Raw genomic sequence first — 26,994 nt, 5'->3', positions numbered from 1 at the left:
GAAGCTGACCGTCATGGCGATGACCGCCGTGGCGCGGGAGACTGTTTTTGCCCTGCGCCGCCAGATCGCGAAAATCGAGGGAACGCTGCCCGAGCGCTTGGCTGCGCCGGCAGCCGCACCCTTTGATGCTGACGTCAACACTGATCTCACAATCGTCCGGCGTGGCATTGCCGCGGCGTTGCCGGATGCGTTCCTGCCTATCGGCGTCGGGCGCCTCGATGCCGCCCTGAGCGGCGGGCTGCCGAAGGCCGCCCTGAGCGAAATCCATGGGCTTGAAACCCGCGATGCCGGGGCCGTCGCCGGCTTCGCTTTGTCGCTCACCAGCCTGATCCTCAAGCAAACGCCGGGGCTGCCGGTGCTGTGGATCGGCACATCGGAGATTTTTCGCGAGGCCGGCTTTCCCTATGCCAGGGGGCTTCCCGCCTCGTTCGGCATCGAGCCGGAGCAATTGCTGTTTTCCGAGGCGCCAAGGCTCGTCGATGCGCTGTGGGTCGCCGAGGAGGCAGCCCGGATGACGGCGCTCGCCGCCGTCATCCTGGAAATCCGCGGCAATCCGCAGCGGCTTGACCTGACCGCGACACGCCGGCTGCATGCAAGGGCGCAAGCGGCCGGCCGGCCGGTGTTCCTGCTGCGGCAGGCGGCTGGGCCCGAACCGACGGCGGCACCCGTCCGCCTCATCGTCGCCTCGGCGCCGGCGGTGCCGCGCGACACCATCGCCGGGCCGCTGGCCGGCTCGATCGGCCGCCCGGCCTTCACCCTCACCATCGGCAAGAGCCGCACGGCTCTGCCTGGACAATTCACACTGGAGTGGAACCCCGATGAACGCGCATTCGACGAAAGAGCGGGCGAGGCAAGAGACCGGGCAAAGAATCCTGTCCCTGTGGTTTCCCTATCTGGCGGCGGAAAGAATCCTGCGCCAGCGTCTGGGGCGGTCCTGGCGTTCCCGGCCGTCGGATCACCCATCTCACCCGCCGCTCGTGATCAGCCATCGCGACCGCAACGCACAGCGCATCTCGGCCCTCGACGAGCGGGCTGAGGCGCTGCACCTGAAGCGCGACATGGGCATCGCCGATGCGCGCGCCATGCATCCGTCGATCGACGTCGTCGAGGCCGATCCGGAAGCCGATCGCCGCCTGCTCGAAGGCCTCGCCGACTGGTGCGACCGCTACACCCCGCTGGTGGCGCTGGACGGGGCAGACGGCCTGTTTCTCGACGTCACCGGCTGCACCCATCTGTTCGGCGGCGAGCGCGCCATGCTGGACGACATCCTGTCGCGCTTCTTCCATCAGGGTTTCGATGTCCGCGCCGGGCTTGCCGCGACGCCGGGCGCTGCCTGGGCGGCGGCACGCTTTTGCGGCGACCGCATCGTTGTGTCAGGCGAGGAGGAGGCGCTGCTGGCGCCCCTGCCGCTGGCCGCGCTGCGCATAGAACCTTCGACCCGCACCAGCCTGGAAAGTGTGGGCCTGCGCACGGCGGGCGCCGTCATGGCGGCACCGCGCGCGCCGCTCGCCCGCCGCTTCGGCGCCCTGCTGCTCCTGCGCCTCGACCAGGCGCTTGGCCGGCTCGACGAGGCGGTGTCGCCGCGCCTGCCCGTCGCGCCGCTTTCGGTCGAACGCCACCTCGCCGAACCCGTCACCCTGACCGAGGACATCGAACGGCTGGTGGGCATGCTGGCGGCGACCTTGAAGACCGATCTCGAGCGCCGCGGCGAGGGCGCCCGGACGCTGGCGCTGCTGCTCTTTCGCGTCGACGGCGCCGTCAGCCGCATCGCGCTCGGTACCTCGCGGCCGATGCGCGAACCCATGCTGATCCAGAAACTGTTCCATGAAAGGCTGGCCGCGCTCGAACAGGATATCGATGCCGGCTATGGTTTCGATCTGGTGCGGCTCTCGGTGTTGGCATCAGCCACCTTCGACATGCAGCAGGCCGATCTTGCCGGCGAGGTGACCGACGACGGCGCCGATATCGCGCTGTTCGCCGACCGCATCCGCGCCCGGCTCGGCGATGGCGCGGTTCTCCGGCCGGTCGCGGTCGAAAGCCATCTGCCGGAGCGTGCCGTCGCCACCATCCCCTTCACCGACGCGCCGTGCCGGACCACGCCGCCGAAGAAGCCGGACAGGCTGCAGGCACCAAAAACCATATTTCCGCCGGAACGACCGATCCGGCTGTTCCGCTCGCCCGAACCCATCGATGTGCCGGCCACCGAAATGCCGGAAGGACCGCCGCTGAACTTCCGCTGGCGGCGCGCGCTCTACCGGGTCAAGCGCGCCGAAGGGCCGGAACGCATCGCCGCCGAATGGTGGCGGGAAGCGCCAAGCGACGAGGCGGCATCGACGCGCGACTATTTCCGCATCGAGGATGCCGACGGCCGCCGCTACTGGCTCTACCGGCAAGGCCTCTACGGCGGCGCCTCGCAAGTCCCGCCGCGCTGGTTCCTGCATGGAGTCTTCGCATGAACGCGCTGACCGTCATTCCCTATGCCGAGTTCGGCATCCAGTCGAATTTCTCCTTCCTGCGCGGCGCCTCCAAGCCGGAGGAGCTGGTGGTCGCGGCCAAGCTCCTGGGCTTCTCGGCGATCGGACTTGCCGACCGCAACACGGTGGCCGGCGTGGTGCGCGCCTGGCAGCAGGCCAAGGTCGAAAAACTCTCCTATCACCCCGGCTGCCGGCTGGTTTTTGACGACGGCACGCCGGACATCCTCGCCTATCCCCAGGACCGCAAGGGTTGGGGGCACCTCTGCCGCATGCTGACGCAAGCCAATCTGCGCGACGAGAACGAAAAAGGCGCCACCCTTCTCCAGCGCGGCGACCTGCTCGAATGGGGTGACCTGATGTCGCTGGCGGTCCTGCCCGGTCTGTCGACGGGGGCGCAAGACAGTCTTGCCTTGCTTGGTGAGCTCAAGGGCCGTTTCGGCAGGAACCTGCGGCTTGGCGTTTCGCCCGACTACGCCGGCAATGACCGTTTCCGCATCGAGCAGGCGGCAGCACTTGCCGAGAGCGCCGGCATTCCGCTGATGGCGACCAACGACGTTCTTTATCACACCGCCGAACGGCGCCCGTTGCAGGACGTGCTGACCGCGATCCGCCTCAACACGCCCGTTGCCGAGGTCGGGCTGCAACTCTCCGCCAATGCCGAACGCCATCTGAAGCCGCCGATGGAGATGGGCCGCCTGTTCCGCCGGCATCCGCAGGCGCTGGCCGAGACGCTGCGGTTTGCGCAAGAGCTGACTTTTTCGCTTGGCGACCTCCAGTACAACTACCCCGACGAGCCGACGGAATCGGGTCTTGGTCCACAGGCTGAGCTGGCGCGACTGGCGCGGGAGGGAGCGGCGAACCGCTATCCGGCTGGTGTGCCGGATTCCGTGACCAAGCGCATCGAGGAAGAGCTCGCTTTGATCGAACGCCTCAACTATGCCCGCTATTTCCTGACTGTCTACGACATCGTCAAGTTCGCGCGCAGCAAGGATATTCTCTGCCAGGGACGTGGATCAGCCGCCAATTCGGTCGTCTGCTTCTGCATCGGCATCACCGAAGTGGGGCCGGAAAAAATCGATTCGCTCTTCGAGCGCTTCATTTCCGAGGAGAGAAACGAGCCGCCGGATATCGACGTCGATTTCGAGCACGAAAAGCGCGAAGCCGTAATCCAGTACATCTACGAGAAATACAGCGGCAAGCGCACGGCACTTGCCGCCGCCGTCATCAGCTATCGCGGCCGGTCGGCGCTGCGCGAAGTGTCGAAGGCGATGGGCCTGTCCGAGGATGTCAGGGCATCGCTTTCCGGCTCGATCTGGGGTTGGTCGACATCGGAGCTTGGCGAGAAGGAAGCCCGCGCCGGCGGCCTCGACCGCACCGACCCGGTGTCGAGGCACGTGATGGAGCGTGCCAATGAGATCATGGGCTTCCCCCGCCATCTCTCCCAGCATGTCGGCGGCTTCGTCATCACCAGGGACCGGCTCGACGAGATTGTGCCCATCGTCAAGACGGCGATGGACGAGCGCAAGATGGTCGAATGGGACAAGGACGATCTCGACGCGGTGAAAATCTTGAAAGTCGACGTGCTGGCGCTCGGCATGCTGACCTGCCTGCAACGCGCCTTCACCTTGCTCACGGATCACTATCCTAATGCGCGGGATGATTATGGGCAGCCCTATGTGTTGGCCACCCTGCCGCCGGAGGACAGGCAGGTCTACAAGATGATCTGCCGCGCCGACACGCTCGGCGTCTTCCAGATCGAATCGCGGGCGCAGATGTCGATGCTGCCGCGCCTCCAGCCGAAAACCTTTTATGATCTCGTCATCGAGGTGGCGATCGTTCGGCCGGGCCCGATCCAGGGCGACATGGTTCATCCCTATCTGCGCCGCCGGCAAGGCAAGGAACAGGCCGAGTATCAAAAGCCGGAGCTGGAAGCGATCCTCAAGAAGACGCTTGGCGTACCGCTGTTCCAGGAACAGGCGATGAATATCGCCATCGTCGCCGGCGGTTTCAAACCGGGCGAAGCCGATGAACTGCGCCGCGCCATGGCCACCTTCAAGCGCACCGGCACCATCGGCAATTACCGCGACCGTATGATCAATGGCATGGTCGGCAAGGGCTACACGAAGGACTTCGCCGAGCGCTGCTTCAAGCAGATCGAGGGCTTTGGCGAATACGGCTTTCCCGAAAGCCATGCCGCTTCCTTCGCCCTGCTCGTCTATGCCTCCTGCTGGTTCAAGACCTTCTATCCCGACGTGTTCTGCGCCGCGATCCTGAATTCGCAGCCGATGGGGTTTTACCAGCCGGCCCAACTCGTGCGCGACGCAAGCGACCATGGCGTCGACATCCGCGACGTCGACGTCAATTTTTCGGTGTGGGATTGTACGTTGGAAAAGGCGCCTTTCGATCCGGCCCGCATCCTGCCACGCCATGCCGAAATGCGCGGCGTCATCGAGACAAATCATGCGCTGCGGCTCGGCTTCAGGCAGATCAAGGGCCTGTCGAAGGAGCGCATGGAGGCTTTCGTCGAGCGGCGCGGCTCAGGCTATGTATCCGTCAGGGATGTCTGGCTGCGCTCCGGCCTCGATGTCGGCGAGATCGAAAAACTGGCGCAGGCCGATGCCTTTCGCTCGCTCGGTCTTGACCGTCGCGAAGCCTTGTGGGCGGTGCGCGCGCTCGACGGCAAGAGCGCCGCCGAAAGGCTGCCGCTGTTCGACCAGCCGGCGCTTCGCCTGCGCGAGCTGGAACCGGAGACGAGGCTGCCGAAAATGCCGCTCGGCGAGCATGTCATCCACGATTACCGCGCGCTCGGCCTGTCGCTGAAGGCGCATCCGGTCGCCTTCCTGCGCGAGCGACTCGACCGCGCCGGCGTCATCCCCAATGCGAATCTTCCTTCCGTGCGCGATGGCAGGCGCGTCTCCGTCGCCGGCCTCGTGCTGGTGCGGCAGCGTCCCGGCAAGGGCAATGCGATCTTCCTGACGCTGGAGGACGACAAGGCGGTGGCCAACATCATCTTCTGGCAAAGAACCTTCGACCGCTACCGGCCCATCGTCATGGGGGCCCGGTTCGTCAAGGTCACCGGAAAATTGCAGTCGGAATCGGATGTGGTCCACATCGTTGCCGAGAAGATCGAGGATCTGACGCCCTGGCTGACCGTGCTTCTGGAGAAGGTCAGCGAGGCTGCACCAGCGGTTCCTCCGAGAGACCTCGCCAAGGACGGTTCGGATCGCTTCAGCCCCGCCAAACAAAGCGCGCCGATCCGGCAGGATCTCGCAACGCTGTCGGAAGAAGCGGAACAGGTCATGCCCAAGGGGCGGAATTTTCAGTAGGCAAGGCCATGCCAAGAACGGAACGAAAGCGGACGTCGGCGATCCTTCGCGCCCCCCTCTGTCCTGCCGGCCTATTGGGTACAAGAAACGTGCCCCTCAGCCCGGCCCACCCAGACGCGGCGGTGGCGGGGCCAGAACATCCTCCACCGAAAGCGTCCGCGCCTCGGAAGGCAGCATGATCGGGATGCCGTCACGCACCGGATAGGCAATCTTGGCGACCCTGGAAATCAGTTCGCCGCGCTCCGGATCCCAGGCCAGCGGCCCCTTGGTCAGTGGGCAGGCCAAGAGTTCCAGCAGCTTGGGGTCGACCTTCTTCCCGTCACGTCCGTCCGCCATCGCGCCCTCTTACTGCAAACTCGACCCAAAATCCTCATTCTCGCGCGCCAGCGCCATTTCGGTGATGGCGATCAGCGTCTCGGCCCGGGTCTTCAAATCCGCCGCTTCGAGCAGCGCCTGTTTCTCGGCTGGCCCGTAGGGCGCCATCATCGACAACGCATTGACCAGCATGGCATTTTCGGCCCGGCTGACGCTTTCCCAGTCGGCCTCGAGGTCGTTGGCCTGCAGATAGGCGCGAAATGCCTTGAGCAGCGATGGCCGGTCGATCTCGTTGCCCGCCTGGTCCTCATCGAGATCGGCAAGGAAAGGCGAGGGCTTGCACTGGCGAAACGGCGTCTTGACCGTCAATTCATGGGCGATGCGGAACCGGCACACGCCCTGCAGCGAAATCAGGTAACGGCCGTCGCCGCTCTCGGAAAAGGCGATGATGCGCCCGGTGCAACCGACATTGCAGAGTTCCGGCTCGCCGTCGTCGCGCAAGGCGCCGTCGAGACTGGGCTGGATGACGCCGATGAGCCGCGAGCCGGCTATCGCCTCGTCCACCATCTGCAGATAGCGCGGCTCGAAGATGTTGAGCGGCATGCGGCCTCCCGGCAGCAAAAGCGCCCCCTCGAGCGGAAAGATAGGGATCGTCGACGGCAAATCCTTGGCGAGCCGGTAATGCGCGTTTCCCGCTTGCACCTCGTTCCTCCGATCGCGCCATCAAGAAGCGCGTGAGTTCTTGGCCCTAATCTGGCGCAATCATCGCCGACGCCAAGCCCGTGCGGCAAAACAACCGGCAGCCGGCTCAGGAAAACAGCAGCGCCGACAATTTGCGGCGCGCGGCCAGCGTCGCCTCGTCGGTCATGCCCCAGGCCTCGAACAGCTGCAGCAATTGCGTCCTGGCGCCATCCTCGTTCCAGGCCCGGTCGGCCTTGATGATGGCCAGCAGATTGTCGGCTGCGGCCGTACGGTCGCCGTTGGCGTTCTGGATCATGGCCAGATCGAAACGCGCCTGGTGATCTCCGGGATTTTCCGCAAGGCGCCGCTCGAATTCGGCTGGATTGCCGAGAGCCGCCGCCTGCGCCGCAACCGCCATCCTGGCGCGCAGGGCTGCCAGGGGCGGCGCATCCTTCTTGGCCTCCGGGGCTGTTGCCAAAAGCGCCTCGGCGCCTTCCGTGTCGCCGGCCTCGAACAGCAGCTCTCCCAGTCCGGCGATCGCCTCGATCGTCTCCGGCGCCTGCGCCAGGATGGCGTCATAAATGTCGGCCGCGGTCTGCATGTCGCCGGCGTCGCGCGCTTCGGTGGCCGCTGCCAGAGCTTCGGCCACCGGCGGCGCGCCATTGCCCTTGCCGCCGACCTTGGTGATGAATTCGTTGATCTGGCTCTCCGGGATGGCGCCCATGAAGCCATCGACCGGCTGGCCGTCCTTGAAGGCGATGACCGCCGGGATCGACTGGATGCCGAGCTGGCCGGCGATCGACGGATGGTCGTCGATGTTCATCTTGACCAGCTTGACCCTGCCGCCGGCGGCCTTGACCGCCTTCTCCAGCTGCGGCGTCAGTTGCTTGCAAGGTCCGCACCAGGGCGCCCAAAAATCGACCAGCACCGGCTGGCGGCGCGATTCCTGGATGACATCGGCGGCAAAGGCAGCCGTCGTCGTGTCCTTGATCACATCGGCGGGAGCGGCGGGCGTATCGCCAAGCGCGACTTTCGCCGGCGCCGGCGCGGTTCCACCATACTGCACCGAGGTGGTGTACTGGCCGCCATTGCCGCCAAAGGGGCCGCCGAACGGATTGTTGTCGCTCATCTCTTTACCCTTCCGTGGCGCCGCCGGCCGGCGGCCAGGCGCCCTATGCTTCAGACCATCGGTTTTAAGCCATCCATGTGGCGATCACGCGGAGACTTTCAAGATAGCAGCATCGTGCCCGGTTGCCTCGACGAATCTGATCAGGTCGCTCGCTGCGATCGATGTCGTCGCCTCATTGGTCAGCGGATGCCCATTGATCACCGCATGCTCCATCAAATCCTTGTCGAGCACGAGCTTGACCCTGTTTGCCGTGTCGTTGATGATGCCAAAGACCGTGACGGCGCCCGGCGTGACGCCGAGCAGCTCCATCAGCATCTCCGGTTTGCCGAAAGAAACCCGGCTGGCGGCGCCGATCACTTGGTGGATCTGCTTCAGGTCGACGACCGCGTCCTCGCCGACGGTGACCAGAAAGAAATTGTCTTTCTTGTCCTTCAGGAACAGGTTTTTCGTGTGCCCGCCGGCGATCTCGCCGCGCAGCGCCTGCGAATCCGCGACCGTGTAGAGCGGCGGATGGCGCTTCGTCGAGGCGGCAATCCCGAGTTCGGCGAGAAAGGCCATCAAATCGGTTTCGGTCTTCGGCATCGGTTTCGTCTTCGTCCCGTTTCTCTAGCCAGCCGTTTACGGCCAATGGGGCAGCCGACACAAGACCGTCATGCGAGATCACGGCACCCGCCCTTTTGCGGTGGCGCCCCCGCCGCGTGCCACTCGCGCGCCCGCCGGCGGCTTGCCGGCCTCGCTTGCCGGGTCGTAAAAAAGCCTGCGATTTCCCTGTTGCAATCGCCGCGCTCTTCAGCCATATAGGCCCGGCTTGCGGCCAAGACGCCGTGCGAGCGGGTGTAGCTCAGGGGTAGAGCACAACCTTGCCAAGGTTGGGGTCGAGCGTTCGAATCGCTTCACCCGCTCCAGTTTCCTCTAAGGAAATCAAGCATCGAAAAGCCGCGGTCCGCCGCGGCTTTTTCGTTTTTGGACATTGTCGAACTGGGAGCTTGGGCCGAACTGCGCTTCGTCCATCCGCCTCTCATGTCACATAAAATTACAGCCAGGAACGCTTCCCGCCTCGCCTCGTTAGCCCTCCATCACCTAACGATGGAGAAAAACCAATGCAGGATATTTCCGGTAAGCGCGTCGCTATCCTTGCGACAAACGGGTTCGAACAATCCGAGCTTGAAGTTCCGCTCAAAAAATTACGCGAGGCGGGCGCCGAGGTCGATGTCGTGTCGCTCGCTAGCGGCAAGATCAAAGGCTGGGACCTCAAGGAGGGGGTCGGGAGATTCCTGTCGACAAGACGTTGGATGAGGCGCGGGCGGACGATTATGACGCGATCGTCCTGCCCGGCGGGGTCATCAATCCGGATCTGCTGCGCGTCGAGCGAAAGGCCCTGGACTTCATCGAATCGTTCTGGTCGGCCAAGAAGGTCGTCGGCGCGATCTGCCATGCGCCCTGGCTTCTCGCCGAGACCGGCATCGTTAGGGGTCGCCGGGTCACGTCTTACAAATCGATCAAGACCGATGTGATCAACGCCGGCGGTCTGTGGGAGGACACCGAAGTCGTCACCGACCAGGGGCTCGTCAGCAGTCGCAATCCCGGCGATCTCGACGCGTTCTGCGACAAGCTCGCCGAGGAGATCAGGGAAGGGCGGCACGACAGAAGGGTTGCTGCCTAGCCGCCTGTCCGCCCAGACGATCGGTCGCGCAAGCTTTTCACAGTCAGCCCTTCGCCCCATCCGCCTTCCGCAGCGATGCCTGATGCACCAGCGAGGTCCAGCTGTTGGTCGAGGCGAGGTGGCAATAGAGCAGGCCGAGCGCGCCTGATTTGCGCAGGTCGAGAAACGCCTCGTCGCTCAATTTGTTGAAGGCCGGCTCGTCGATCACCTGGAAGTCGGTGAGGTTGAGAATTTCGCCGCCTTCCAGCGTTACTTTGCTCTGGCGCGGCGCAAAAAGGCCGTGCGCGTCGATCTTTTCGACCATCTCGCGGGTGGCTCGGAAGTCGATCTGGAACTGGTTGCAGAAGGCGAGCGCCTGTCTGGTCGCTTCGGTCGGCTCGTTGCCGGCGAAGAACGGCAGGATCTTGTCGTCGCGCAACGGCGCCAGCAGCTGGTCGACGACACGGTCGCTTGCCCGGTCGGCGCACAGCGTCAGCCGGCCGGCCGATGTCGGGTCTTCGGCCAGGATGAAGGGATAGCGCCGGACATAGGCGGGGATGTAGTGCGGCCCGGTCCATTTGCCGTCGGCATCGACGAACAGGTTCTCGTTCTGGCGCACGCCGGTGATGATCACCGGCGACTTGGCCGGGCCGATGAAGACGATCGGGTAGGAGCGCATCGCCGCCGGCATTTCCGACGCGACCACCGGAATGGCATGCGCCGAGCGGGCGAAGCCGAAGTCGCTGCGCGCTGTCAGGCCGAGCGAGCCGTGCCGCGCCGGATTGAGCGCCTCGGGCCTCGAATAGAACAGCGGCAACGCATCGCTCGGCACGTCCGTCTTTGCATCCGCCATCATCCGTCTCCCGCACGCCCATCAGGCTGCCAATGGTCCCGAAGCCGGGATCTATGCTTTGTTTGCGCTGATCTTGGATCGAAAGGAATCCCGCGCAGGACAAAGTACTACAGCGTCTCTTGCGCGCATAAAAGGACAGGCGGTGCTGTATCTTTGGGATTTGCGGCGATCGATTGTCTTGGGGAACACGACCGCGGCCTGCCCGCCTCTGGACAGCTTGCGGCGAAGCGGCGACAGTGCCGCCGCTGGAGCAATTCCGGGAAAAACGTGCAGCGGTTTTCCCTTGGCAATTGCGGAGAAACAAAAAGCTGGATCGGATCCGAACGCTGAACCGCTCCAGCGCACAGATTGAGGCAAACGGGATGGCGTCGGTGTCGGATTTCGAGCAGGGACAAACCTTCACCATCGAAGCCGGGGGCAAGCAGATCCCGCTCGAACTGAGCGCGGTCAAGCCCATCGCCGCCAGCCCGCGCCCGGGTGGCGGTTTCTCGCTGCTGTTTAGAGGCCCGCGCGACATCGCGCTGCCGCAGGCGACCTACCTTTTCACTGGGGAGAGCGGCAGCCACGAGATCTTCATCGTGCCGGTCGCCGCCGATGCGGCCGGGCGGCTGTACGAAGCGGTGTTCAACTAGGCGACGTTTGCTTTTTGAGGCGACGCTTGCGCTGCGGCGCGAAACCTTGACGCCAGCGGGACAGCCATCGTCTCACCCCGCCCCGCCACTCGGCGCCGCACATTCCATCAAATCGTATACACCCTTGTCCTCGACCACCGCAAAACCGAGCCTGACATAGAGCCACCTGGCCGGATTGTGCTTCTCGACGTGGATCGATACTGATTTGCCGGCTAACCATGCCTCGTCGATGAGATCGCGCAGCAGTGCGGTGCCGTAGCCCTTGTGGCGATGCTCCGGCAGGAAGGCAATGTCGATGATGCGGTGCTGGCTTGGGCAGCGCTCGATGTAGAGCCGGCCGATGTCTTCGCTACCGCGTTCCACCACCAGCCAGTCGGCCTCGGGATAGTGTTTTTGGTAATGCGCGTGCTGCGCCTGGAACTGCATGCCGAGGAATTCGGCCTTCTGCGCGTCGCTCCACGACGTCACCGCGAGTTCTTCCATGCGCGTCGAGGCGTAGAGCCGCGACAGGAACGGCAAATCCGCCTCTGTCGCAGGGCGGAAGCCGAGCCCGGCCTTGTCAGACCGGGACCAGGCCGGACGTGCCTGTTTCGTTTCTGCCACGCGACCGGAAATCAACCGTCAGACCGGGGGCGTCAGGTCGCGCACGACGACGATCTGCTTGAGATTGTTGTCGGTCAGCGACGTCCAGTTATACTCCCATTCGGAACTGTCGATGCCCATCTGGTTGATCGTCCACAGGCCGTTGGTGCCGTCCGGCATGCGCGCCAGGCTGAACAGAGCAAGCCGGCCATCGGCATTGTAGTTGAGCGTCAGGCGCGTCGAGCGAAGGGATGCGCCGAAATCGCGCCATCCCGACCAGTTCTGGGTGTAGGCATCCCATTGCGCGTTGAATTGGAGGAAATGCTGGTCGGCGGCGACCAGCACAATATCGCCGTCGCCCTGGATGCCGGCGGCAAGCGCCAGGTTGGACGCCCTGGAGTAGCCAGGTGTCGCCCACTGCGTCCACGTATCCGATCCGGCGGGCATCTGGCGCGTATGCAGCACCTGGCCGCTCTGGGTCAGGGCGAAGAGATTGGTGGCGCCGAGCGGGCCGATCACCGGCGCCATCTCGATGAAGCCGCCTGTCTGGGTCGTGTCGATCTGCACCCAACCCGTCCAGTCGGCGGCCTTCAAGGCCCGCGCCTTCGCCTGCTGGCAGCGATAGAGATGCAGGTTCGAATTGATGCCGAACAGCGCGATGCGGCCGTCACCCTGGCGTATCGCCGAAACCGTCACCAGCCCGCCGGGGATCTGGATCCAGTCGCTCCACGGTTTGGCCGGCGGCGCCGGCACCTCGACGGTGACGACGATCGGCGTCGTCGTGCCCGGTGGCGTGATGGTTTTCTGCACCTGCACGATCTGGTCCGGATTCTGGTAGATCCACCAGATGCGGCCCTGATTGTCGGTGACGAAGACTTCGATGCGGCCATCGGCATCGCGCGCCATCGAAAGCTTCTGGTAGCTGGTGGCGCCGGGCGGCGTGCCGATGCTCATCGGCGCGGTCCATTTCTCGACCGGGCCGATCTGGTTGGCGTCCTCGGTGATGAAGGACAGGTTGGTGGTTCCCGATGGCTGCGCGACCACCGCGACGCGGCCGTCCCTGGTCAGCCCCGCCGTCATGATCACCCAGGCGCCGGGCGCGATGAACGACCAGGCCGAAGGCCATGGCCCGTCCGGCGAAAGCTGCGCCTTCTGGATCAACTGCCCCTTGGCGGAATCGATGCCAACCACCATCAGCCGAGACAGTTCGAAGAATGACGCGCCGGCCGGCTTGTGCTGGTAAATGGGTGGGGGGCTGGACGGCGCCGGGCGGGCCCCGGCCCTGGAGGGCGCTTTCCGCGCCGGCGTCTTCGCCGCGGGGGCCTTCGACTTCGGTTCTGCGTTCTTGGCCATGATATCGGTCCTGCCCTGTTGGCTCGGTCAGCCTCTTGGTGGGAAAATGCCTTGCAGCGCGATGCAGAAATAGCAGGTGAGATAGGGCTGCATATTGTTGTGCGGCTGGTCGCCGCCGATCGGCCGCACCGCCTGATCGCTGAGCGGCGTCAAAGTGGCCGTCGCCGAGTAGGACTGCCCGGGAGCCGTCCGCGCGAAAGATCGTGCGGGACTTGGCGCCGCCAGATTGGCGGGATTGACGTTGGCCATCAAATTGTGCCCGTGCTGCGGCATCTCCGATATCAGCAGCGACACTGTCTGCGAACCGCCCGTCTCACCGAGATCGTGCAGCGAAAGCCCAGGTCCTTGCCCTGGGTGCATCGGCGCGCGGCCTTGCAGATCGGGCAAGGCAAAGTTGGACTTGCCGTCGCCGCCATAAGTGGTGCCGAGCAACGAGAACAGCGCTGTGTTCTGCGACAGCGGTAGGAGCTGGCCATCGCACCAAGCCCAGCCGCTGGGCGCGAAATTGAAGGGAAAGATTCGGATTTCGGCGACGAATGGGTCAGCCATGATGTCCTCTCAGGTCGGCGACGGAAAAATGCCGAAAAGCGAAATGATAAAATTGACGCAGAGATACGGCTGGAAGTTCGTATGCGGCTGGCTACCGCCGGTCTGCCCGGCCGTCTGCGGGGACATCGCCGCAGCCGCCGGTGCCTCACGATAGATTTGTGACGCGCCGACCTGCCCGGTCATGTTGCCGGCCGGGGTGCTTGCCCCGGCATTGTTTAGCGAAGCAAGGAACGGATGCGTGTGCGATGGCATCTGCTGGGGCGTAAGCGTGACTTCTTCCGCGCCACCAGTTTGGGAAAGAATGAAATCGGCGCTTTGATGGATCGGAAGGCGGCCGCGCAGGTCGGGCAGCGCGAATGTGCTCTGGCCATCGCCGCCATAGGTGGTACCGATCAATTGGAAAAGCGTCTCGTTCTCCGAGATGGGCAGCAGCTGCCCTTCGCAGAACATCCAGCCGGCTATCGCAAAATTGCCGGCAAACATGCGAATTTCGCCAACGAAGGGTTGTCCCATGGCTGCGCTCCCTCAATTCGGCGACGGGAAGATGCCCTGCAAAGCGATGCAGAAGCTCAGGGTCAGAAATGGCTGCATGTTCAAATGCGCCTGGTTGTTGCCGACGGAGGCCAGCGTACCGGGATCCATCGCCGTGACGTTCCCGGGCGGCGTATAGGTGTTGGCGACGGTTGCCAGCAGATTGCCCGTGGGCACCGGCACATCGGCACTGGCGGTGGTGGCCTGCTCGACATGACTATGAAACGGCAATTCCGCGATCGAAAGCGTGTGCACCTGTTCGCCGCCGCGCTCGCCCAGCGTGTGCCCGCCGCCGACATGAATCGGCACGCGCCCGCGATAGTCGGGCAGCGCGAAATTCACCCGGCCGTCGCCGCCGAAGGTGGTGCCTAGCAGCGAAAACAGCGCTTGGTTCTGATTGATGGGCAGCAACTGTCCATTGCAGAGCGCCCAGCCCTTTGGCGCGAATATGAAAGACATAATTCTGATTTCGGAAATAAATGGTTCCGACATCGCCACCTCCTCGTTGTTTCCGCATACTAACGCACCACAGTGACATTACGCAACGACAGGAGAATCGCAAATAGAGAAATATCGTGAATGCGCTTTTATTAAAATTCGGCAGAAATCCATTTAGCAACTGGGTAGAAATCGTCATCGCTCGAACGTTCCCCGAGTGAATACCAACCTGATCAAACTGAACTGCCGCATAGAGCCCGATCAAAGGTTGAGAACCTTAGTGTAGCTTGCCGAATAAATGATTTGGTTGATCAGGGCGGCGTTACCGGCAGAGTATTCACCAGCACGATTGTACCCACTCCACCCGTGTCATCGTAGGTAGGTGCGCCCACATTGTCGTCCTGTACGACGCCTCCGGCGGTGCCCGCCACCGAGCCGTTGCGAGACAGATTGAAGTGTGTACTGGCGTTGAAGTTGCTTAAGCTGACGTCCACAATTGCATTTGGCCCGCCGGCGAAGGTGTTTTGCTGCACACCCGCACCGCCGAGCACGAGGTTCATCGTGCTTGTATCCCCGGCCGTGCCGCCATTATCGGCAAAGAATGCGGAGAACGGGAATGCGCTACCTGGCGCAGTCACACTGTTGCCGAACACTGAAGCATTCATTGTCGCGCCACCATCGTTGTTCTGCAGGTGGATACCTGTATTGCCCCAGCCGGCGATGGTGTTGTTCTGGATAAGCGTGGTCAACGAGCCGCTGGCGCCTGCGGAGCGGACGAAGATGCCATCGGAATTCGAGCCCGTTTTGGCAACCAGCGTGTTGCCGACGATTCTGCCGGTCATAGTGCCGAGGTCCTGGCCCTTGGCGACGAAGATGCCGACCGTGTCGAAGGCATTGGCGCCGCCATCGCTGTTGACGTTGTTCGAGATGTTGAAGGTCGTCGTCGCGGCGGACGTGTTGCCGGCAGAGCCGCTGCGCACCGAAATTGCCGTGCCGCCGCCCGGTATGATCGTCTGGCCATTGTGGAAAATATTGTTGGTGGCGACCACATCCATGGTCGTATTGTTGTTGGCGACCGCCTCGAAGAAGTCGGAGCGCGTGCCAGAGAACGTGTTGTTGTCGAGCGTCACATTCGCGGTTGCGTTGTTGTAGACGGTGAAGCCGACATTATCGTTGCCGAGGGTTGAACTGATCAGGCCGAACGTGTTGCCGCTCATGGTCAGCCGGTTCAGCGTGCCGCTGGTGTTCCAGACGGCGAGATTTCCGTACGCGCCGCCGCTGATGTTGGAACCAGTTATCGAGGCGCTGCCGAGCAGATTGTCAAAGCGGACAGCGCTTTCTTCAATATCGCCGGCATCGTTGGAGCCGTTGACGCCGCTGATGGTCATGCCGGTCATCGTGAAGCCGGTAACCGTCTTGCCGTAGATAGCGAAGTTGGAGAAGTCGTTGAGCTGCATGTTGGCCAGCGACACGTTCGCCGTGCTGCGCAGGAAGATACCGGTGCCGCCTGTGCCGGACGTGGTGTTGCCGGCTGCGGTGCTGCCGTTGAGGATATCGCCGCCGGTCTTATTCGAGATCGTGCCGCCGGAACCTGCACTACCCGTACCCGTCACGGTCAGTCCGCCGCCTGAGCCGGTGTTGTCGAGGACTATGCCTGCGTTGCCGCTCAATCCTGTGGACGAGATACTCTGGAAATTCAGCCCGCTGGCGCCGATCGTCGTGTTGACGACATTGAGCGCCGTGCCTGTGCCGGACGCGATCGTGTTGCCGGCGCCCTGCACCGTCACCGTCCCTCCGCCCGTGGCGCTGAAGCCGTCGCCGCTCGTTGTGTTGATCGCCAGCCCGCCATTGGTGAAATTGATGGTTGCGCCGGGATTGCTGGTCAGGATGACGGCGGCGTTGACGCCGGTCGAGAGCGTCTTGACTCCGCCGCCGAAGTTGATCGTGCCGCCAGCGTTGCTGAGCACGGCAATGCCCAGCCCGCCATCGTTGCGGGTGATCGAGCTGGCGCTGTCGAAATTGACCGAGCCGCCGGCCATGCCGCGGATGTTGGCGACATTGCCGCCAGGATTGGTGATGTCGACATTGTTCAGGTTGACGACCGCGCTGACGTCGTCATTGCCCGGCGTGCCCTGGTCGCCATCGACGACGAAGGCATTGTTCGCAGCCCCTGCGTCGGTCTGGATGGCGACATTGTTGAAGGTGTAGGTGCCGGTCGCATTGTTGGTCGAATCGCCGAGAATGACGATGCCGGCCGTGCCCGTCAGGCTGGCATTGTTGACGGTGACGCTGCCCGCCGCGCCGTCGATCACAATGCCGGTGCCGCCGGTGTCGTTGAGCCCGTTCGCCACGGCGGTGGTGAAATTCACCGAACCGCCGGCGGTGTCGGCGACGACGATCATGCGCTGGCCGGCGGTGGCTTGCGTGATCGTGCCGGCATAGGTGACGGTGGCGGTGCCGCCATTGACGTTGAACGCCGTGCCGCTGGGGCTGACGATGGAGGTACCGGTACCGAAATTGAACGTGCCGCCCGAGCCGTTGAGGATGTCGACGCTGGCATTGCCGCCATTCAGCGTCGTCGTGCCGACGAAACTGTAGATGCCGTCCGCATTGTCGAACTGCAGGCCGGTACCGTTCGTTGCCGACAGCGCGCCGGTGGCGAAGTTGAGCGTGCCGCTGTGCCCGCCCGCGACGCTGACCAGGGTCGCATTGTTCGACTGGCTGACATTGCCGGTATAGTTGAGGTTGGCGGTGCCGCCGCTGACAGCGATGGTTGCCGCGCTGCCGCCGACCAGCGAGCCGGCGCCGAGATTGATCGTCCCCAACCCGATGACGTTGGTGAGGACGACGGCGCTGTTGCCGCCGGCGCCGTTGCTGGTCGAGGAAAAATTCATGCCGGTGGCCGCGACGGTGACGCCGCTCAGGTTCATCGCCACACCGGTGCCCGTGGCGATGGAGTTGCCCACGCCGGTCACGCTGACCGCGCCGAAGCCCGTGGCATTGAAGCCGGCGCCTGCCGAGGTCACGATCGTCAGACCGCCGCCGTTGAAATTGACCGTGACCGGGGCGCTGTTGCCGGCAATGTCGACGCCAAGCCCGCCGCCGCTCATGCCGATGGCGTAGCTGGCGCCGCTGATGTTGTAGGTGCCGCCGGTGTTGGCGGTGATCGATATGCCGGTGCCCCCGCCGGTAAAGCTGTTCGAGGCGCCGGACACCGTCACCGTGCCGCCTGCATTGTTGTTCAGCGATATGCCCAGCCCGCTGGCCGTCAGATTGCCACTCAGGGCGACGAGGCCGGCGCCGGCAAGCCGGCTCTGGACATTCAGCGCCGGACTGAATGCGCCCGAATTGCTGACAGTGCCCGAATAGCTGACGGCCGCCGTGCCGCCGACGACATTGAACGACGCGCCCGTTGCGCCGGTCAGCGAACCAGTTCCAAGTCCGACGATGCCGCTGACGTTGGTCAGCCTGACATTGTTGGCGCCGCCGACCGAATTGGTCGAATCGAGCGCGATGCTGGCGGCGACGCCAGAGAGATTGATCGCCTGGCCGGTGGTCGCCCTCACCGTTTCTGCGGCAGCGGTAGCTGTGATGCCCATCGTGCCGCCGGTTCCAACAATGCCGGTGCCGCTGGCGGTGTCGATGGTCACGCCGCCGGTGAAGCTGACCGTGCCGCCGGTTTGCGAGACGCCGACGCCGGTGGTCGTGTCAATGTTGGCGAGGCCGGTGATGTTGAGCGTACCGCTCGCCACCTGAATGCCGCCGCCCGCCGTGACGGCGCTGTTCAGTGTCACCGTGTTGAAGGTGAAGACGCCGGTGTTGCCGGCGTTGATCGCCATAATGCCGGCAGTCGTCGCCGCGGCAACGCTCGTGTTGCCGGTGACGGTGAAGGTACCGGCGACGCCGTCGAAAATGATGCCGCCGCTGCTGCCGCCTGAACTGATGCTGGTCACCACCATATTGACGGTCAGCGGATCGAGATCGAACGCCGCGCCATTCCCCGTGAAGACGCCGCCGCTGCTGCTGTTCAGCGTGAAATTGGTGGTCTTGGTGTTGGCGAGGACGCCGGTGCCGCCATTGTTGAAGACGCTGAACGCGCCGAGATCGAGGGTGCCGCTGGTGTTGGTGAAGCTGAGGCCGTCGCCCTGGACGCGCCCTGGGCCTGGTGAGCCAACACCGATCGTTCCGGCGCTGACAGTGCCGCCGGCGCCGTTGGAGTCGAAGCGGACATTGTTGAAGGCGATGCCGCCGCCAGTGCCGCCGAGCACAGTGTTGTCGGCAAAGGACTGGATCTCGACCGAGTTGTCCGTCGCGCTGATGTTCTGGCCGGCAAAGGACGCGGCCAGCGCCGATCCCGTCGATTTCAGCGTATTGCCGTCGATCGAAAGCAGAAGCGTGTTGGCCGGCGCAGCTGATGTGGAGAAATCGAGCGCCCTGCCGCCGGCCGCGATGTCGTTGTTGCGGAGGAAGAAACTGGAGGCGGACGTCGCGTTGACGGCGACACCAGTGCCGGTGCCTGTGTTGCGGATGATGAGGTTCTGGAGGCCGCCGGTGACGACGCCCGAGCCTGATGTCGCCAGATCGACCACCGAGCCGGCTGTGTTGCTCTGCAGGATCGGCCGTAGCGTGTCGATGCCCGCCGGTGCCGCGATGATCGGCGAGTTTTGCACGGTGGTGAAATGGAACGCAGCCGAAGCGCCGGCGCTGGTATCGACGCCAAGCTGCGAGACATCGACGGCCGCGTCGTCGCTCTTGAAGGCGAGCAGTACCTGCCCGTCATCGAGTTGGAACGACGTACCGCCGAGGTCAATCGTCGCCTGGCTGCCGTCGACGTTCTTGTCGATGAGCACAATGACATTGGCGGTAGATGCCTGGGCGTTGGCATAGGTGCCTGGATTGAGCAGGCTGCCGTCGCCAAGGGCGGTGGCATCGGCGGTGACATAGTAGACCTTGTACGAAGACAGGTTCGACGTGTCGCCGCTGAAATTGACGTCGTTGAAATTGTAGTCGCCATTGGTCGGCAGCGTGTCGGTGGCGTGGATGACATGGCCGTTGCCGAAGGTCTCGATCTTCGATTCGGCCGGGCTGCCGCCGTCGCCGAACACCAGCCTGGCGTTGGTGGCGCTGGAGAACTGGACGCCCTGGGCGACCTTGGTGATGGTCGACGTCTGGCCAGCCGGGCCAGGATTGTTGTTGAGGAGGTCACCGAGCTGGATCGTGCCGGTGCCGGTCGTGCCGGCCATGTCGATGCCGATCGACCCTGTGGAGTTGCCTCCATCGACATCAAAATCGTCCGCCGTGATGGTGCTCGTGCCGAGCGCCGCACCGTTGAGGTCGAGGCCGACGGCGTTGGTGGCGCTGGCCGCGATCCCGATGTTCAGGCTGTCGAAGCTCAGCGCCGAACCGAGCGTGCCGGAAATGTCGACGCCGCGCGAGGTGATGTTCTGCAGGTTGACCGCGCCGAGGTCGATGGCGCCGCCGCCGACATTGTTGAGCGACACCCCGGTCGCGGCGCCGTTGCTCGAAATCGAATCGAAGGTGATGCCGCCTGCGCCGACCGTCGCGCTGTCGAGATCGAGCGCGGTGCCCGTGCCGGTGGTGATGGTGTTGCCGGCGCCGCTGACGCTGACCGTGCCGGCGGCGAAGGTGCTGGCGGTGAAGCCGGCGCCGCTCGAGGTGGTGATGACGAGGCCGCCATTGGTGAAGGCCAGTGTGCCCGTGCCCTGGGTCGGACCGATGCTGGGGAGCTTGACGATGGCGCCGTTGGTGCCGCTGCTGGTGTTGAAGATCTTCGAGGTGCCGGAGAAGGTGGCCGTTCCCTCGGACGATCCGTCGAACAAGACGCCGACGGCGCTGCCGGTATGATTGATCGTGCTCGAAATATTGTACACGCCCTCGGCATTGCCGCTGAAGGTGAAGACCGCTGTCCCCGGCAGCGCTACTGCCGAGGTCGAAACGACCGAACCGCTCATGTTGAGCTCGCTCCAGTCGCCGCCGCCGACTTGCAAGACGCTGCCCGCGCCGACGTTGATCGAGCCGGTGTAGTTCAGTGTGGCGTGGACAAGATCATTGCCGCCGGCGAGCGTGATCGCTGAACCAGTGGTGCTTGTCGTCGCGCCGATGCTGGCGCTGCCGCCATTCCCGCCAACGTTGACGGTCCCGCTCGAGGTCGTCAATGCGATACCGATCTCGGCGCCATCGATGTTCAGGGTGGATCCGGCGACATTGGCGATGTTTATGGTGCCGACCAGCGGCCCACCAATATCGAACCCTCTGTAGCTGACGTCGAGATCGGTCTTGCCGGTGAAATTGACCACGCCGGCGCCGCTCAGGCCGATCAATGAAGCGCCGATGTAGCCGGTATCCCTCAGGCCGCCAATGTTGACGTCGCCGCCGAGATTGATACCTCCAAGCAGCACACCAGCGCCGGCACTCGTGGACACGGCCGAGACGCTGTCGAAGGCAACGCCGCCGGCGCCGACATTGGCGCCGAACAAGATAAGACCGTCGGCGCCGGAATTGATCTCGTTGCCCGTGCCGGTGACCGTAACGGCGCCGGTGGTAAAATCTCCGAAGGCGATGAAGCCGGTGCCGGTCGTCGTCGTTATGTCGAGACCGCCATTGGTGAAATTGATCGCGGAATTGGTGTTGGGGGCCGGTGTGCCTGCGGGGAAATTGCCAACGAGACCCAGGCTGACGGCGTCCGTCGCGCCCGAGCTGATCACCTTGCTGGTGCCCGAGAAGGTGATCGCGGCCGAGTCGTTGCCGGCAATGACGATATTGCCGCCAGCGGCCGCGTTGGTATCAGTCAGGTTGCCCGACAGCGTCACCGAGCCGCCAGTCATGCTCTGGATCGAAACAGCCGCGCCGGTGCCGTTGCTGTTGATGGTGCCGGCATAGGAGATGATCGCGCTGCCGCCGCTCCCGGCAGTCGTCGAGCCGACATTGAAAGCCGTGTTCGCGCCGGTGTTGGTCAGCGTGCCGTCGCCAATGGTCACCGTGCCGGTCAGGTTCTGCAGGTTGATGCCGCCGCCGGTCAGCGTGCCCGCCGGACCGCTGTTGGGCAAGCTGCCACGCGTGACCGTGATGTCGCCGCTGCCGCCATCGACGTCGAGCAGCGTGCCGGCGACGTTGATGTTGTTGTTGGTGATCGACAAATTGGTGTCGAGGCCGACGACCTTGAACGCTGTCTGGCCCACGGCGACATTGCTGACCGTGACGCCTTCGATGAAGATGCCGCCGGTATTGACGAAGCCAGCCGCGCTCCCGTCGACGAGGAAGACCGAGCCGCTGCCGCCGCTGAAGTCGAAAGCGGTGTCGCGCACCTGGTTGTTGCCGAGCAGATGCAGGGTATCGCTGCCCGTGCTCTTGACCACGCCCTCATCGCCGGTGACGTTGCCGCCAGTAGCGCCGAGATTGCCCTGGACATTGACCGGCTGGACGGTACCGGAGGTGAGGATGGAGGCGCCGTTGCCGAAGCCGATGATCGACTGGCCGGAATCGAGCGTGAACGGGGTGCCGCTGAGATCGACGGTGCCGACAAAGGCGAAGTTCAGCGTGCCGGTCATGGCATCGGCCTCGGCGACCGTGTAGGTGGTCACGTCGGCGCTGAGCCCGTCCGTGTTGGCGTGGACGATGCCACCGCCCTGGGAAATCATGATGGTCCCACCGACCGCGCTGGCCAGATGGGCGGCGCCGGTGAAGTTGACGTCGTCGAAATCATAATTGCCGAGCGTCGGATCGAGCCCGATCGTGTTGACGGTGTAGCCGCCGGCGGCGGCGCTGATGGAGGACTGCAGCCCATCGGCGGACGTGCCGTCGCCGAAGGTGAAGTTGGCGTTGGCCGAGGTCGCGGTGGCGCCGCTCGACGACAATTCGACGCCGACGCCGACATTGGAAATGCTGGAGCCGCGCAGGAAGGTGATGGTCTTGTTGCCGGTCGTCGACGACAGGTCGATGCCGCGCGAGGTCAGGCTGCCGGTGCCGGTGATCGTGGTCAGGCCGAAATCGGCCCTTGTCGAGGAACCGCTGAAATCGATGCCGGTCTGGTTGGCGCCGGAGCCCATCGTCACATTGGTTGTTCCAAATGTGACATCGGCATTGGTGAGGGCGAAGTTGATGCCGGCCGGACCGACGGTCGAACCCATCGTCACGCCGGTGGTGCCGAAGGTGACGGCGCCGGCATTGTTGGTGATGTCGATGCCATTGCCCGTGGCGCCCGACACGGTCACCGCCCCGAAGGTCGCCGATGCGGTGCTGGCGACATTGGCGACGGCCAGACCAGTGGCCGTGGCGCCGGTGATCGACAGCGGAGCGGTGACGTTCAGCGTCGCGGTGCCGGCAAGGCCGGTGACGACGGCGCCACCGCCGCCCGTCGCAGACAGTGTCGAGCCGATGAAGCTGATCGCGCCGCCGACCGGGGGCAGCGTCGAGCCGATCGCGAAAAGATTGCCGGTGCCGGTGGAGGTGATGGTGCCGCTGAAGGTCACCGAGCCGCCGGTGGTGCCGTCGACCTTGACCGCCGCGCCTGGCGCGGTTGCCGAGCTGGAGACGTTGGCCGCTACGCCGACTATCGCGCTACCGCCGGAAACGACGACACCGTCGCCAGCGCCCGAATTGGTGATGGTGCCGCCGAGGATCGTGATCGAGCCCGTATTGTTGGTCAGGCTGACATCGGTGCCCGCGACATTGGTCGTCACAAGATTGGTGATGGTGAAGGTCGATGACGAAGCGTTGATTGCAAGGCCGTTGATGCCGGCAGCGGTGCCGCCGACAGTGACATTGCCACCCAGGAACTGGCCGCCCGAGACGGCATTGAAGTTGAGCGCCGTGGCCGTCGCAACGCCTGTCGTGATGCTGTCGAACGCCATGCCGCCGGTGCCGATGGTGATGCCGTCGAGATTGATCGCCCGGCCGGTGCCGGTGGTGATCTGCTCCGTGCCCGCGGCCGCGACTGTGATCGTGCCGCCCCCGGTGGCATCGAAGCCGGTACCGGTCGTCGTGGTCAGGTCCAGCCCGCCGGTGAATTTCACCATGCCGCCGGTGTTGGCGGACAGGTCGATCGCGTTGGCCGAGCCCGTGCTGGCGGTGATCTTGCCGCCGAAGGTGGCGGTGCCGCCGGTCTGGCCGATGATCCTGACCGCGTTGGCCGCATTGGCCTGGTCGATCGTGCCGTTGTAGGTGACGTTGGGCACCGCACCGTTGATGTTGAAGGCTACATCGCCCGTGTTGGTGATGGAACTCGCGGCCGCGAAAGTCAGCGTGCCGCTCGAGCCGCTCCAGACGGCCACGCCCCTGCCGCCGCCACTGATGTCGAGATCGTCGAAGGTGGCGATGCCGTCGAAATTGTTGGCGAACAGCCCGACGCTGGCGGCACTGGTAATCTTGGTGTTGCCGGTGAAATCGACGGTCGCGCTCGAATCGACAAGCACGATGCCGGTTTGAGATGCGGTCTGGACAGTCAGGTCGTCGACCGAGACCGTGCCGGTCACACCATTGAGGTAGAGGCCGGACCCGACATTGCTGGCCGTCACGCCCTGGACGGTCAGGCCGTTGATGCCCAGGCCGTAGATCGCCGAGCCGGAACCCCCGGAAATGTTGAAATCGAGCAGCGTGTTGCCGTTGCCCAGCGTCACGACATTACCGCCGCCGGAACTGGTCAGCGTCGCCGCACCCGCTGAATCCGATATGGATTCGTCATGATGGATGTTGGTGCCGGTGACATTCAACGGCACCCCGCCGAGCGAGAACGCGCGGTCATTGCCGAACGAGGCCAGTTCCTGTCCGTCGCTCAGCGAGAAGCCGGTGGCGTCGTCGATTGTCCCGCGGTTGACCAGGACAATGATCGCGTCGCTGGCGGTAATGCTGTCGGCATATTCGATCGAGGCGAGGTCGGTGATCGACGTGCCGCCGCCCGAAGCCCCGGCCGCAACGAAGATGTAATTGCGCAGATCGTAAAGTTGCGGGCCGGAAAACGCGGTCGTGCCGAAAGCGTAGTGGCCGCTGCCCTCATTGAGCCCGCGCGCATCGAGCGAGGCGGTGATGCCGGAGATGGAGCTGGAATTGCCGCCGAAGGTAAATTCGGCGTTGGCCGTGGCGCCCGGCGTGCCGGCAATGCCCAGCCGCACGCCGGTATCGACATTGGTGATGACGCCGCCATCGGTGATGATGATCACCGCGCCGCCAACGCTCGGCGACGTCAGATCGATGCCGATCGAGCCGGCAGCACCGGTGCCGGTGATGCTGAGCGACTGCGCGGTGAAATTGGTCTTGGATCCGGAGAAGTCGAGGCCGGTGCCGACACCCAGTCCGGAGATGACGATGTTGCCGGCGACCACCGCCGCATTGACGCCGGCAAACGAGATGCCGTCGGCGCCGGGGTTGGTGATGCTGATGTCGCCGAAGCGGATCGTCGCCGGCGAATCCGAAATGGCGATCGCCGGTCCGGTCGTGTTGGAGATCGTCGTCGCACCGTTGACGGTGAAGCTGCCCGCGACATTCTCCAGCACGACACCCGACGTGCCGCCGCTCTGACTGATCGAGTCCAGCACCACATGGGCGGTGATCGGATCGATGAAGACGGCGGTGCCGCCATTGCCTGACACGGTGCCGCCGGTGGTGGTGAACGTGCCTCCGGTCGACGTGCCCTGCACGGTGATGCCGCGGTCGGTATTGTCCTGCGCATTGACGGTGGCGAAGGTGTAGGTACCCTTGCCGGTGATATCGAGACCGTCGTCGAGATTGCCCTTCAGCAGCGTCGTGCCGGTGAAATTGTAGGTGCCGTCGCCGTCGATGTGCAGGCCGTCGAGGCCGTTGCCGGTGGCGGTGAAGTTGGAGCCGGTGATGCCGGTCGAACTGCCCGTGAAGTCGGCGCCGTTGCCGCCCGCACCGGTGACCGTCACATTGGTCAGCGTCGCGCCGGTGATGTTGTTGCCGAAGATGCCGTCGCCGCCGCCGGTGATGGTGATGCCGTTGAGCGTGTTGCCGTTGCCGAGCGTAAAGACGGGGTTGGCGACGTTGGTGCCCTGGATCGTGCCGTCGCTGCCGCCCAGGTTGAAGGTGCTGGTGCCGCCGCCGAAAAGCCTTGCGGTGACGCTTTCGCCGCCGCCGATGACGGTCTGTCCATTGGCAAGCGTCACCCCGCCAGTCGTCAGATTGCCGTTGCCGCCGAGTGCCACGACAAAACCGTTCGCACCCGACTTGGTCACGGCGTCGTCCAGCGTCGTCGGGTCGGCCAGCGTGCCGGCGCCGGCGAGGCCGCCATCGGCGTAGTAGAACTTGCCGAAGGCGGCATTGGTGGCGGCGTTGATGGCGACACGCGTCGTCGAGCCGCCGGTCAGCGTCTGCGACTGGACGCGGACGCCGATATCGCCACGCACGCGCTCGTTGACGCGCTTGCGCAGGCCTTCGCTGACCGGATAGACCGGCTCCGGCCCGCTGTCGGCCCCATTGTCCGAGCCGCTGCCGGGATTGAACGGGATGTTCAGCCGCACACTGCCGGCGAACTGGGTGTCGTCGCGATTGTCGTTGCGGACCTCGCCGGCGAAGACCAGTTCCGTGTTGCTGCCGAAGACATCGCCGATCGTATACTCGAACCCGGCCTTGGCGCCGGTGACGCTGCCGTCGTCGCCATGCGGATCCTCGAAATGATAGCCGCCGATGTCGAGCCGCAGCGAATGCTTGTCGGGCAGGTTGACCGGCACCTGCGCGCCGATCTCGGCCTCGATGCCCCATGCCGCGTAATCGCGGTGGTCGAGGACCGAGATCTGCTCGATCAGCTGGTTGCTGACCATCGACAGGGTCGAACTGGTCGAGTGATCCGTCGAATCACCCTTGATCGGCAGATAGACGTTCACATGCGCATCGAAATGAGGCGTGATCGCCTCGGCGCCCAGCGTGGCGGCGGTGAACTGGGTGGAGTTGTAGTTCTCGAGATCGAGATAGGCGTAGCCGCCGATCATCAGGTCCGGGTTGACGATGCGGCGAATGCCGAGGCCGACATCCTGGCCGGAACCGTCCTTGAAATCGTGTTTGGCCCGGACATCCAGGAACAACACGGATTCGGCCGTCTGCTTGAGCGGGATGAAACCTTCGAGCGCGCCGTTGCCGCCATTGTTGTCGGCGCCGATGATGGCGCGGATCTGCGGCTGCCATAGCCCGTTGGGATCGCCATAGGCGGCCATGCCTGAAAGGCCGAGCGCCAGCGTCGTCAGTGCCGTCGTCTTCCAGAGATGCCTGGCGATTCGCGAACGGCGATAGCCGGCGTGCACGCGGAAATCCTCCCCAGGCGCCGCCATCTCACCAACTTGCCGAGGCGTCTCGGTAGTTCCCATCCCTGGCGAGTCCTTCGGGGACTGCACGCACCCCGTGTAAAATCTTACTCGAATTCTATTGTATAGCGAGTCTCCGCCGCTTCGATTTCTGAGGGCCTCCTGCAATATTGTTCGTTGTATCCGAAAAGCCACAGTAATTTCGCCGGCTTGCTTGCCT

15 protein-coding genes, 1 tRNA gene and 1 pseudogene are annotated in these 26,994 nt (G+C 64.2%); 6 read left to right on the top strand and 11 right to left on the bottom strand.

From position 1 onward, the window contains the following. The first annotated feature begins 13 nt into the window (after positions 1–13). Genes AC0NIL_RS04675 through AC0NIL_RS04665 form a run of 3 tightly spaced genes read left to right on the top strand, consistent with a single transcriptional unit; the run spans position 14 to position 5,800 of the window. Positions 14–1,036 carry an ImuA family protein gene (locus AC0NIL_RS04675; RefSeq protein ID WP_473573841.1) on the top strand — a complete coding sequence of 341 codons (1,023 nt, stop codon included), beginning with the start codon at positions 14–16 and terminating at the stop codon, positions 1,034–1,036. After that, positions 978–2,456: a DUF6504 family protein gene (locus tag AC0NIL_RS04670; protein ID WP_027162864.1), complete on the top strand. Its 1,479-nt coding sequence runs from the start codon at positions 978–980 to the stop codon at positions 2,454–2,456. Before AC0NIL_RS04675 ends, AC0NIL_RS04670 begins: the two co-directional genes overlap by 59 nt. Then, entirely contained in the window at positions 2,453–5,800 is a 3,348-nt protein-coding gene (locus AC0NIL_RS04665) for an error-prone DNA polymerase (RefSeq protein WP_473573842.1), read from the top strand. Before AC0NIL_RS04670 ends, AC0NIL_RS04665 begins: the two co-directional genes overlap by 4 nt. A gap of 96 nt (positions 5,801–5,896) precedes the next feature. On the opposite strand, the gene AC0NIL_RS04660 is transcribed toward AC0NIL_RS04665, so the two are convergent. From AC0NIL_RS04660 to AC0NIL_RS04645, 4 genes are all read right to left on the bottom strand, one after another. After that, the gene (locus AC0NIL_RS04660; protein ID WP_013528775.1) at positions 5,897–6,136 is read right to left on the bottom strand and encodes a Trm112 family protein; all 240 of its coding nucleotides are present in this window, start codon (positions 6,134–6,136) and stop codon (positions 5,897–5,899) included. A 9-nt stretch (positions 6,137–6,145) separates the two neighbouring features. Further along, complete coding sequence (locus AC0NIL_RS04655) at positions 6,146–6,817, bottom strand: LON peptidase substrate-binding domain-containing protein (RefSeq protein ID WP_024504054.1); 672 nt, start codon at positions 6,815–6,817, stop codon at positions 6,146–6,148. Positions 6,818–6,923: 106 nt separating this feature from the next. Beyond that, entirely contained in the window at positions 6,924–7,925 is a 1,002-nt protein-coding gene (trxA, locus tag AC0NIL_RS04650; RefSeq protein WP_027162862.1) for a thioredoxin, read from the bottom strand. A gap of 84 nt (positions 7,926–8,009) precedes the next feature. Next, the gene (locus tag AC0NIL_RS04645) at positions 8,010–8,507 is read right to left on the bottom strand and encodes a prolyl-tRNA synthetase associated domain-containing protein (RefSeq protein ID WP_127384857.1); all 498 of its coding nucleotides are present in this window, start codon (positions 8,505–8,507) and stop codon (positions 8,010–8,012) included. Positions 8,508–8,755: 248 nt separating this feature from the next. Here AC0NIL_RS04645 and AC0NIL_RS04640 point away from each other — a divergent pair. Together AC0NIL_RS04640 and AC0NIL_RS04635 are read left to right on the top strand one after the other, a co-directional pair. Then, positions 8,756–8,830: transfer RNA gene (locus AC0NIL_RS04640), tRNA-Gly, on the top strand. Between the two features lie 195 nt (positions 8,831–9,025). Then, a pseudogene (locus AC0NIL_RS04635) lies at positions 9,026–9,588 on the top strand (type 1 glutamine amidotransferase domain-containing protein). A 43-nt stretch (positions 9,589–9,631) separates the two neighbouring features. On the opposite strand, the gene AC0NIL_RS04630 reads toward AC0NIL_RS04635, so the two are convergent. Continuing rightward, positions 9,632–10,423 (bottom strand): SapC family protein, encoded by a 792-nt coding sequence (locus tag AC0NIL_RS04630; RefSeq protein ID WP_474048427.1) that lies wholly within the window; start codon positions 10,421–10,423, stop codon positions 9,632–9,634. 233 nt (positions 10,424–10,656) lie between these two features. Here AC0NIL_RS04630 and AC0NIL_RS04625 point away from each other — a divergent pair, with 233 nt between their 5' ends. Then, a complete protein-coding gene (locus tag AC0NIL_RS04625) occupies positions 10,657–11,052 on the top strand; it encodes a DUF6916 family protein (RefSeq protein ID WP_473573844.1) in 396 nt (131 codons plus the stop codon). Between the two features lie 72 nt (positions 11,053–11,124). Here the strand turns inward: AC0NIL_RS04625 and AC0NIL_RS04620 are convergent, their stop codons facing one another. The 6 genes from AC0NIL_RS04620 to AC0NIL_RS04595 form a co-directional block, all read right to left on the bottom strand. After that, a complete protein-coding gene (locus AC0NIL_RS04620; RefSeq protein ID WP_473573845.1) occupies positions 11,125–11,655 on the bottom strand; it encodes a GNAT family N-acetyltransferase in 531 nt (176 codons plus the stop codon). Between the two features lie 18 nt (positions 11,656–11,673). Then, positions 11,674–12,987, bottom strand: a complete 1,314-nt coding sequence (locus tag AC0NIL_RS04615) for a DUF8189 domain-containing protein (protein ID WP_275953396.1) — start codon at positions 12,985–12,987, stop codon at positions 11,674–11,676. Between the two features lie 27 nt (positions 12,988–13,014). Beyond that, entirely contained in the window at positions 13,015–13,536 is a 522-nt protein-coding gene (locus AC0NIL_RS04610) for a phage tail protein (protein WP_064992652.1), read from the bottom strand. 9 nt (positions 13,537–13,545) lie between these two features. Then, on the bottom strand, positions 13,546–14,049 hold the full coding sequence (locus tag AC0NIL_RS04605; RefSeq protein WP_224618988.1) for a phage tail protein: 504 nt from the start codon (positions 14,047–14,049) through the stop codon (positions 13,546–13,548). A gap of 12 nt (positions 14,050–14,061) precedes the next feature. Continuing rightward, positions 14,062–14,559 carry a phage tail protein gene (locus AC0NIL_RS04600; RefSeq protein WP_064992654.1) on the bottom strand — a complete coding sequence of 166 codons (498 nt, stop codon included), beginning with the start codon at positions 14,557–14,559 and terminating at the stop codon, positions 14,062–14,064. 257 nt (positions 14,560–14,816) lie between these two features. Further along, positions 14,817–26,774 carry a beta strand repeat-containing protein gene (locus tag AC0NIL_RS04595; protein ID WP_474048425.1) on the bottom strand — a complete coding sequence of 3,986 codons (11,958 nt, stop codon included), beginning with the start codon at positions 26,772–26,774 and terminating at the stop codon, positions 14,817–14,819. Between the last annotated feature and the right edge of the window lie 220 nt (positions 26,775–26,994).

Source organism: Mesorhizobium sp. WSM1343 (assembly GCF_055901535.1).
The sequence above is the reverse complement of the archived record's forward strand: the minus strand, read 5'-3'. Positions and strand labels throughout refer to the sequence as shown.

Coding starts and splice junctions, on each gene's coding strand:
- AC0NIL_RS04615 (WP_275953396.1), bottom strand. CDS start 12,987: ATGGCCAAGAACGCAGAACCGAAGTCGAAGGCCCCCGCGGCGAAGACG.
- AC0NIL_RS04665 (WP_473573842.1), top strand. CDS start 2,453: ATGAACGCGCTGACCGTCATTCCCTATGCCGAGTTCGGCATCCAGTCG.
- AC0NIL_RS04645 (WP_127384857.1), bottom strand. CDS start 8,507: ATGCCGAAGACCGAAACCGATTTGATGGCCTTTCTCGCCGAACTCGGG.
- AC0NIL_RS04610 (WP_064992652.1), bottom strand. CDS start 13,536: ATGGCTGACCCATTCGTCGCCGAAATCCGAATCTTTCCCTTCAATTTC.
- AC0NIL_RS04660 (WP_013528775.1), bottom strand. CDS start 6,136: ATGGCGGACGGACGTGACGGGAAGAAGGTCGACCCCAAGCTGCTGGAA.
- AC0NIL_RS04675 (WP_473573841.1), top strand. CDS start 14: ATGGCGATGACCGCCGTGGCGCGGGAGACTGTTTTTGCCCTGCGCCGC.
- AC0NIL_RS04630 (WP_474048427.1), bottom strand. CDS start 10,423: ATGATGGCGGATGCAAAGACGGACGTGCCGAGCGATGCGTTGCCGCTG.
- AC0NIL_RS04600 (WP_064992654.1), bottom strand. CDS start 14,559: ATGTCGGAACCATTTATTTCCGAAATCAGAATTATGTCTTTCATATTC.
- AC0NIL_RS04605 (WP_224618988.1), bottom strand. CDS start 14,049: ATGGGACAACCCTTCGTTGGCGAAATTCGCATGTTTGCCGGCAATTTT.
- trxA (WP_027162862.1), bottom strand. CDS start 7,925: ATGAGCGACAACAATCCGTTCGGCGGCCCCTTTGGCGGCAATGGCGGC.